At 36.1% G+C, this 8,585-nt stretch carries 9 protein-coding genes and 1 pseudogene; all 10 read right to left on the reverse strand.

What is annotated here, in order from left to right:
- The coding region (locus DKK79_RS14270; protein WP_181415336.1) for a hemagglutinin repeat-containing protein at positions 1 to 2,520 on the reverse strand (2,520 nt) is incomplete at its 3' end.
- 192 nt (positions 2,521 to 2,712) lie between these two features.
- Positions 2,713 to 3,165: a hypothetical protein gene (locus DKK79_RS14275; protein ID WP_110424625.1), complete on the reverse strand. Its 453-nt coding sequence runs from the start codon at positions 3,163 to 3,165 to the stop codon at positions 2,713 to 2,715.
- Complete coding sequence (locus DKK79_RS14280; RefSeq protein WP_110424626.1) at positions 3,165 to 4,163, reverse strand: hypothetical protein; 999 nt, start codon at positions 4,161 to 4,163, stop codon at positions 3,165 to 3,167. Before DKK79_RS14280 ends, DKK79_RS14275 begins: the two co-directional genes overlap by 1 nt.
- Before the next feature lie 43 nt (positions 4,164 to 4,206).
- Positions 4,207 to 4,278 (reverse strand): annotated as a pseudogene (locus DKK79_RS15020) (VENN motif pre-toxin domain-containing protein); the annotation flags it as partial.
- A gap of 36 nt (positions 4,279 to 4,314) precedes the next feature.
- Positions 4,315 to 4,800, reverse strand: coding sequence for a DUF2247 family protein (locus DKK79_RS14290; protein ID WP_110424627.1), 486 nt, complete (start codon positions 4,798 to 4,800; stop codon positions 4,315 to 4,317).
- A gap of 12 nt (positions 4,801 to 4,812) precedes the next feature.
- Complete coding sequence (locus DKK79_RS14295; RefSeq protein ID WP_110424628.1) at positions 4,813 to 6,000, reverse strand: VENN motif pre-toxin domain-containing protein; 1,188 nt, start codon at positions 5,998 to 6,000, stop codon at positions 4,813 to 4,815.
- Positions 6,001 to 6,126: 126 nt separating this feature from the next.
- Positions 6,127 to 6,330 (reverse strand): CPCC family cysteine-rich protein, encoded by a 204-nt coding sequence (locus DKK79_RS14300; RefSeq protein WP_086321170.1) that lies wholly within the window; start codon positions 6,328 to 6,330, stop codon positions 6,127 to 6,129.
- Complete coding sequence (locus DKK79_RS14305) at positions 6,327 to 6,536, reverse strand: hypothetical protein (protein WP_110424629.1); 210 nt, start codon at positions 6,534 to 6,536, stop codon at positions 6,327 to 6,329. The genes DKK79_RS14300 and DKK79_RS14305 overlap by 4 nt, the downstream gene beginning before the upstream one ends.
- Before the next feature lie 234 nt (positions 6,537 to 6,770).
- Complete coding sequence (locus DKK79_RS14310) at positions 6,771 to 7,253, reverse strand: hypothetical protein (protein ID WP_086321172.1); 483 nt, start codon at positions 7,251 to 7,253, stop codon at positions 6,771 to 6,773.
- Positions 7,243 to 8,585, reverse strand: a 1,343-nt coding sequence (locus DKK79_RS14315; RefSeq protein WP_181415337.1) for a VENN motif pre-toxin domain-containing protein, incomplete at its 5' end; no start/stop codon positions are given. The genes DKK79_RS14315 and DKK79_RS14310, both read right to left, overlap by 11 nt.

Here is an 8,585-nt window from a genome sequence, read left to right on the forward strand (position 1 = left end):
TGTACTACCACTACTGTATTCACCGTGTAAGCTTGATTGACTTTTCGTTGATGATTTATGGTACGAAATCGGTAATGAGGCCGGGTTACCTATATCCATAGCTAATGCAGCCAGTTCACCGGTAAATTGTTTGGCTTTTTCGACTTTACCGCCCGAGGATTTGAAAATATCTCGCATATTTTGCATACTATCCGTTATTGGATTGCTAAACGAAATACCCACTCCCGAAGATTTTGATTTGTAAGTCTGCTTTTTATCGACAATATCTCGACCCGGAATAATTAAAATATCTTCACCACTGATATCGATATGACCGGTTGCGCGTTTATTATCCCCTTGTGCGCGACCGGCAATAATGTCACTGCCATCAATGGTCACTTGTTTATTAGCAGCGATAATCACATTACCACCTGAGGTGCCAATTAAACTTCCCGCCTGTGATTGATTAACTTCATTCGCGGTTGAGGTCGCCTTGGTTGATTGTGAACCAACACTAATCCCTTTTGAGCTAGTTGATACCCCTGATTTTTTGGTTTTTCTTTCTTCATAACGGTAATAGTTTTCTTCCGCGGCAGTAATATTTACATTATTGCCTGCATTAAGATAGACATCTTGGGTTGCTATTACCATACTGCCAGATACATCTAAATCATGACCGGATTTTATCGTTACGCTATTGGCACTAAGTTCACTGCCTTTTTGGGTGGCGTTGTCTATCTCAATATGGCTGGTAGTTGATTCTTTACTCAGTAAGCTTTTGCTAGTTGTTTTATGATGGTCGGTTAATTGAAGCCGCTCTTGATCACTAGTGATAGCTATATCATGTTTAGCTCGTAAGTTTAACGATTTATTACTGGAAATCTCGGCCGATTTAATTCTAATATCATTACCCGCTATTAAGTTTAAATCGTTATTAGTTAAGATTTCTGTACCAACACTATTTTCTAGATTAACTTTGCGATAGTTATTTTTATTCCAATAGTCTTCCTGATTACTTTGGGTTTTTAACGTGGTTAAATTAATATTATTGTTGGCAATAATATCCGTTTCACCCGCTTCGCCACCGTTAATGAGTAATGCTGCGCCAAGATTGATATCATGACCAGCATGTAAACTGATATCACCATCTTTTACACTGATGGTAGATACTTGATCAAGAACAGTATTAATACTTTTATTTTTTCCATAATAGGTTGCCGTCGTTGCCGTGGTACTTTGTAGATTGATATCATTATTGGCGGCCAATAAAACCTGTTTGCCAGCGGTAAGTTTGCCACTGCTATTAATCGTATCTTTCGCTTTAATACTGATTGAGTTAGCGTCAATAATGCCCTGATTATTGATATTATTGGCTAATAATGCTACGTGCTCTTTACCTAAGATCGAGCCCGAGGTTTCAATATCGTCGGTCGCCTGAATATTGACATTTTTACCGGCTAATAATGCCCCTTCGGCGGTCAGTTGCGGTCTGTTTACCAGATATACTTGTGGGACTAATACTGATATTGCTTGTCCATCAACCATGATGGTTTTACTTTCCATCCATACAATGTCGGTGGTCAGTAATTGCATCTGCTCTGCTGAAAGAGAGGCACCAATTTTTAAGCCGTAAATTTGTGCAAATTCAATACCGGCATTCATTAAGGCTTTATATTGTTCGATATCGTTCGAATAATCACCTAAATAGCGGTGACCGGTTAAACCGACAATCTGTTCACGAATGAGTTGCTGTTCATAGTAACCATCACCAAGCCGTTTTTGAATATTATCCGGATCGAATCTCAGGCGTTGGAACATATAATCTGAACTTAGCCATTTTTTGCGATTGGTAAATTTTGGGTCGGTTTCGATTAAATAATTGGATTGTGGTGATTTATTAACAATATAAATACTGTTTTGTGGGATCGATGTATTGGGTTCAACATAACTGATTAAGGCTTCATACTGCTGTTTATCAATTTGTGTAATCGATTCGTCCGGCTGCAAGTTATTTGGCTTGCTTTCAATAGCGGAATGGGTTGAATCTACCCAATTTTCGGTTTCAATAACTGTGGTTGGTTGGAATAAATCCGCTATATTTTCCGCCTCGGCAATACTAATATTGCCAATTGCTGGGTTATTAGTAATCGCCGACTCAGACAATTGATTTAACGATTTATTTGTTTTGATATTTTCATTAACCGCGTTAAGATGATGCTGATTCTCGACATTTACCATGTCGCGATTTTCTGAGGCGAGGGCGGTATGATTAATCCGCGTATGTTCGACCACTTGGGCTAGCTGCAGATCAATTGACGTTACTGATTTATTTAAATAATCAAAAGGCCTAGCGCGTTTAGTATATTCAGTTCGACCACGTTTTTTTCCTTTGTGGCGATAATTCCAAAACTTAGTACCTTTTTCATCAATCGTTCTCTGACCTTTTAATGAGTGGTTGTTAAGTGTTGCGGTAGCAATAAATAAGCCATTGCCTGATAATATTTTGCTATTATCATTGTTGATATGTTTAGCTTGAATCACTAAATTATTCCCGGATATGATTTCCGCCGGCTCAGTGGTTTTAATCTTGGTTTCATAGATATTTTGGGTATAGTAATAACTATAGAATTTATAAGTAGCGCCAAAAGAACCATCTACAGAGTGTAAAACCGGATAGTGTAGATCTAGAAAAACGATAAAAGCTCCCCCCGCTGATTAGGCGGGGGAGCTCCATTACTCATTTACTGGATAAAGCTCTTTTATATATTGTTCAACAAAAGGCTTTAATTCCTCTACAGCATAGACTTCTTTTCGCTGTACTAGATAAGCATCGTCATAAATTACTCTAGCTTCAAGAAGCTTAGCTAATATGTAAGTAATCAACACTGAAAATTTTCGGTTTTTCTCTCCACGATAGATTACTCCTGACATAATTGGTAAATCAGCTTCTGACACATCTCTAACTTCTGGTTCAAAGTAAGAAAAATTACTCCAACATATATTATCATTACTATGATCTTGAATAATTATAAAACCATGAGATAAATCTAAATCACTATTATTTAAAACCCCAATAGAAATCATTCTTGTATCAATTAATAGCTCTTTAAGATTATTAACAACTCCTTTAACTACTTTATCGAAAGAGGGAGTTTCTTTAATTGGAAACATGATTTCATTAGCCATTATTTACTCCCTCCCTTTTTAATTGAACCACCGGTGACATTTAACCAACCGTCCTGAGTTTTGATATATATATTATTTACCGTGCCTTCTTTAGTAATGTTGGATACCGGTGAGCCTGGTTTAAAATGATCAATCATTTCTTTCATACTAACTCCTGTTTTAGAAGCATCTATATATAGGTCCCCTTTATACCCATGATCTTTCATATTATTTGAGCCTTTCACTATATTCCGTCTAATAGCGTTAATACTATTTCCGTCAACAACTTTCAATTGAACAGGAACCCCATCAAGCCAACCATCAATACCAGGATTGTTTGCTTTTTCTGCTCCTTTAAAAGTACCACCTTTATATTTCACTATATCTAATGCTTGTTGATATTCATGTGGCTCTAGTGCATTTTTAATAACGGTACCTTGTTTACCCGGAGGTAAAGCGGGTAACTCAGAAGCAGCATTTTCAGCTTGTCCCGCTCCACTTGTCCCCTTTCCAGCATTTGAACTATGGGCTTGTCTAATTACGGTTGTTTCAACTTCAGTACCATGACTTACCGCTTGATTCATTAGCTGATTACCCTTAGTTATATCTCCTGCTTTATAGGCGTTTTCAGCTTCTTTTATTAATGATAGACCACTTTTAGTCTCTACTTTTATTATTTTACCACCAATTTTGATATATTTAAAAATCGGTAAGATCCCAACACATGCAATCGCATACTCTCCCAAATTATCGGCATCTCTAAAGGCAATATAATCTCCATACGGCGTTACCAAAATAGCAAGATCTTCTGGAAAACGTTTAAGATCCTCTCTTAAAGGGTCATACATGAACCGTCCTGAGTTCATATCGTCAATTAACCGAATAATTTCTTCCTCTGTCAAATAACCTTGAGCATAGGCATCGAGGTTACTATCCAAATTTGCTCCAGTTTCATATGGAATTCCAATAAAATTACCACCATTACCACCATCAGCCCAACTCAAACCATTATTTTCCACCGAATTTTTACTGCTATTAATAGCCGCACTAGCATCACCAAAATTACCTCCTGTAGAGGCACGCTAATTGAGATAAAGCTCTAACAGTTTGCTTTTCATCTTCGGTTAATTCGTTGGTATCTTTTTAAGGCAGAGGGCTATCATTTAGTATTTAATCAATAAACTTTTCTTTCTTTGAAATTAAATAATTTTCCCACTTTGAATATAATCGATTAATATTTTCTTCATACGTGTGTTTACTTGGATCATAATCATCAGTATTTGGCATATACCTTACAAAAGATTCTATTTCTTCAGGATAATCGAAATTTTCATAAATCTCTTCAACTTTTCCTAAAGGATCGTCTAATTCATCTCGTTTATTAAATAAATCTAATAGAATGATATATAACCATTTATCAGTATGATAAAAACGCTCTTCTTTAACTATATTTTTAAGTAATTTTTCTATCTTAAAGGTTGTCGTTTTATCTATCATTGATAATTCAATTACTGATTCATCATAATTTGATTCTTCAATTATTTTTTTATTTGCATAGTTGACTACATCTTTCCATCCCAAAAAATGGTGCTCATAGCCCCATAATAAGTCGTGCCAATTAAGTTTAATATCATTTTTTGTTATTTTATAGTTCATAATTATTACCTATTATTTTTTTGATCTCTGATTAGGCTTTCCATTAATGATCCCACCGGGAATAAATCTTTGATGAGTAACAGTTCCTTTAGGATCTATAATGTACTCATAAATTCCACTCCGGCCATCAAGTGAACCATTTGTTTGCAATAATGTTCGTTTAACTCCATCGTTTCCAAAAATAGAAAACACTTTTCCAGCTTCTAATTGCTCTTTAGATAAAAAGCTTGCAGCTCGATGAGATGGATCTGGTTTCAAACCACTACCTGTTCGATTGTAATTCAGAATCTGATCTGCTACTTGTGAAATTTCTCCCTGTAGTTGTTTTGACTCATAAAACTTCATCCTATTTAAAAGTGCTTCTGATCTGGAAGCTTTTGTTCCATATACTCCCCAATATGCTATAGCAAAACTATTAATCAATTCTTGCGTTTTTGAATATTTATTGTTAATTGCCTCATAACCACGCTTTGCCTGTTCATATAAAATAAATTCAGCTTCTTCTCGAGACATATTAGGGTTATCAGATATTAAATTTCTAATATCTTGTTCATAAATGATATTTTCATATTCTCTACCTTCAAAAAGAGCACTTATATTTTTATAATCATTTAGAAAATAATGCAAATATTGATAAAATGTACTAGAACCTCCTCGCCATTCTTCATATTCTTTTTTGGTTCTTCGGGCTTCATCAAGTAAACTTAGGCAACGATTACTAATTAAATCCACACAAGCTTGTTCAATCTCCTCATTTGTTATTTTATCTTTCTCATAAATAGATAATAATTCGATCATCTCTTGTTCTGTTAAACTGCCCGTTTTTAATTTAAATTCTAAATCTTTTTTTCTTTTGGCTTCATAAACAGACAAATAATTATTCTCAACCGCATTTTTACTACTACTAATAGCCGCACTAGCATCACCAACACTACCACCGCCGGCAGCAACCGCAAGGCCGGACGCTAGTTGAGATAGTGCGCTGATGGTTTGTTTTTCTTCTTCGGTTAACTCGCTGGCATCTTTACCACCATAAAGGGTGTTGATAATTACTTTACTCGCTAGCTCTCCGCTTACTGCACCAACACCTCCTGATAATGCTGAGTTGCCTTGTAGTTCAGCCACTACCGCACCAAGTATTGCATGAGCAATTAAGTTGCCGGCAATATCATCGGTTTGCCATTTACCATCTTCACCCATATGCCCGGTGTGCAGTTTTATCTGCTCCGCTAACCATGGTGCACTAGCGCCAGCTAGGCCGCTGGTGAACTTACGAAGTAAACTATAGATATAAAAAATCCCAGTTTTGGGGCTGGGATCTGCTTTTTAGTATATTTTATCTCCATTTATATATGCTATCCGTGCTTCATTTAAACTCATCTTATTAGCTCCACCAGAAAAATCAGGATCTTCAAATTGAACTGGATCATCTTCCCAGCCGCATATATTACAGATTTCATACTCTCCAGGTGAACTAATAGTTTCATTTCCACAACAAGGACAAAAATACTTATCGTTTATATCTATCATTTTTGTTTATCCCAATATTCCATACTTTTTTCCGGCTTATACATTGTTCTCGGTGTACCATCTGCATTTTTTATAGCAAATATATTTGTTTTTGGATTGTAACATAAAGTATCTCCATTTTTTCTAACTTTTATTAGAGTTCCTTCTGGCGCACTTCTAACAAAATTATGAATAGTTACACCTTTTACTCCATGTTTTTCAAACATCCGCAACCTTATCAATATAAATTTTAAAAGTACTATCAAAAACAATGGACTAAATGAACTTGGATTCACTACATGACAACCTGTCACCATTACCGCTAAAAAAGGTAAGCTGATTGTCCAACTTGCGAAGTAGATCGCATATTCAGTAAATAATTAACTCAGTTCTGCGATAGAGATCGCAGAACTGATTGATAGAGAATAGGTTATTGGAATATTTTTTATCAAAAAAACATATTAAAGAGGCACTGCATTCTGATTTCTTTGCCAAAAATCTTTCAATTCATCACACAAATTATTGTCGATAATATCTTTGATCTTTTGTAGTTTATCTACTTGATCTGGAGCCTCTTTTTTAATTATAGGTACTAGCTGATACCATGCATATACAATCCAGTCAGGATTTGTTTCAGCTACTTTTAACAAATGTTGTAATAACCTTTTATAACCTAGACCAGAAGAAGTAGCATTAATCCAGAACTTTATTTTTGATTCATTTTTCTTTGCAAGTCCTATATCTAGAAATTTTATTAAAACATGATGACTACTAATAATTTTAGGTATCAACTTTAGAATTGTTCCCCTAATTATAGCTGAATCATGCCTAAGTAAAGACTCAACTAAGAGAACTATCTCATCTTCTGATAATGTTCGTAAATATCGAGCTAAATCTTTCTCAGCTCTACCATCTGGTAGCCTATTTATAATCTCATTTAACATCATATATTCCTTTAAATTTATCTAATGGGAAACCTGATTGATGAGCATCATTTGCACTAGGTTTATAATGACCAGACGAATTATCAAATCCTTTTAATACACCTCTTGTCCCACTATTCCATCCAAATTGAACAGAACCAGCATAATCAACTTGCTTAGCTCCTCTTGAAATATCAAAATGACCTACATCTTGCCCCGGTGAAGAAGTCTTTGATACATATATTTTCCCATTGATTGTAACATAATCATATGTTCCCCTAGCTCTGAACATAGTTCCATTATTCCCTACTGTGTACCAAACACCATCTTTTTGTACAAGTTCAAAACGTTTTATCGGTTTCCAAGTATCATTTGCATAAATTGGATCTAATACCTGTGGTTTTACTTGATTTACCTTTCCTGTAGTGTTGTCTTTCCTTGATCCTTTCCCCTTTCCTGCTCCCATGATCCCTGCGGAAGTCATTAATCCTATTTCATTGACTTTATCAACAGCCTCTTTATCCGTCATCGAAGAGGTATCCATACCTAAATAACTTAATATATATCGGGCATCTTTTGCCCTTTCTGCTATAAGGATTGGATTATTTAAATTGTAATCGGCATCCTGCTGATTTTTCCAGTCTTGATTATTTAAAATTGTACTACAGCTATCTGGTAGTCCTTTGCTCAAATAGTTATTCTCAACCGCATTTTTACTGCTACTAATAGCCGCACTGGCATCACCAATATTACCACCGCCGGCAGCTACTGCAAGGCCGGATGCTAGTTGAGATAGTGCGCTGATGGTTTGTTTTTCTTCTTCGGTTAAATCTTTGACTTCTTTGCCATACAGTTGTTTGCGGATGATATCTGCTGCAACTTCACCGGTCACAGCACCAACACCTCCTGATAATGCTGAGTTGCCTTGCAGTTCAGCCACTACCGCACCAAATATTGCATGGGCAACTAACCTCGCGGTTTCGTTATCACCGGCTTGTATGTTTATCTGCTCAGCCAGCCATGGCGCACTGGCGCCAGCAAGACCGCCGGTCATATCGCCGGTGATAATGCCGGTAATAATTGATACGGCTGAGTCGACGCCTTTACTAAAGTCATTGCCCATTTTGCCATCTTTTGAGTCTTTACCGGCATCTTTATGAATAGTGCGTTCGAGCTCTTTAACCTGTTCGCCTAACTCTTTTAAGCTAGTGACAATGTTTAGTCTGGTCTGCTCATCCTCTTTATTAAAGATTGGTTTGAGTTTGCTATGGGCATTTTCGGTATCATGACTGAGTTCATTAATATCTTGTGTTTGTTTATCTTGGTCACGAATGATTAACTCACCGTCACTGA

This window comes from Gilliamella apicola (assembly GCF_003202915.1).
Taxonomy (GTDB): Bacteria; Pseudomonadota; Gammaproteobacteria; order Enterobacterales; family Orbaceae; genus Gilliamella; species Gilliamella apicola_Q.

Coding starts and splice junctions, on each gene's coding strand:
- DKK79_RS14275 (WP_110424625.1), bottom strand. CDS start 3,165: ATGGCTAATGAAATCATGTTTCCAATTAAAGAAACTCCCTCTTTCGAT.
- DKK79_RS14290 (WP_110424627.1), bottom strand. CDS start 4,800: ATGAACTATAAAATAACAAAAAATGATATTAAACTTAATTGGCACGAC.
- DKK79_RS14295 (WP_110424628.1), bottom strand. CDS start 6,000: ATGGGTGAAGATGGTAAATGGCAAACCGATGATATTGCCGGCAACTTA.
- DKK79_RS14300 (WP_086321170.1), bottom strand. CDS start 6,330: ATGATAGATATAAACGATAAGTATTTTTGTCCTTGTTGTGGAAATGAA.
- DKK79_RS14305 (WP_110424629.1), bottom strand. CDS start 6,536: ATGTTTGAAAAACATGGAGTAAAAGGTGTAACTATTCATAATTTTGTT.
- DKK79_RS14310 (WP_086321172.1), bottom strand. CDS start 7,253: ATGTTAAATGAGATTATAAATAGGCTACCAGATGGTAGAGCTGAGAAA.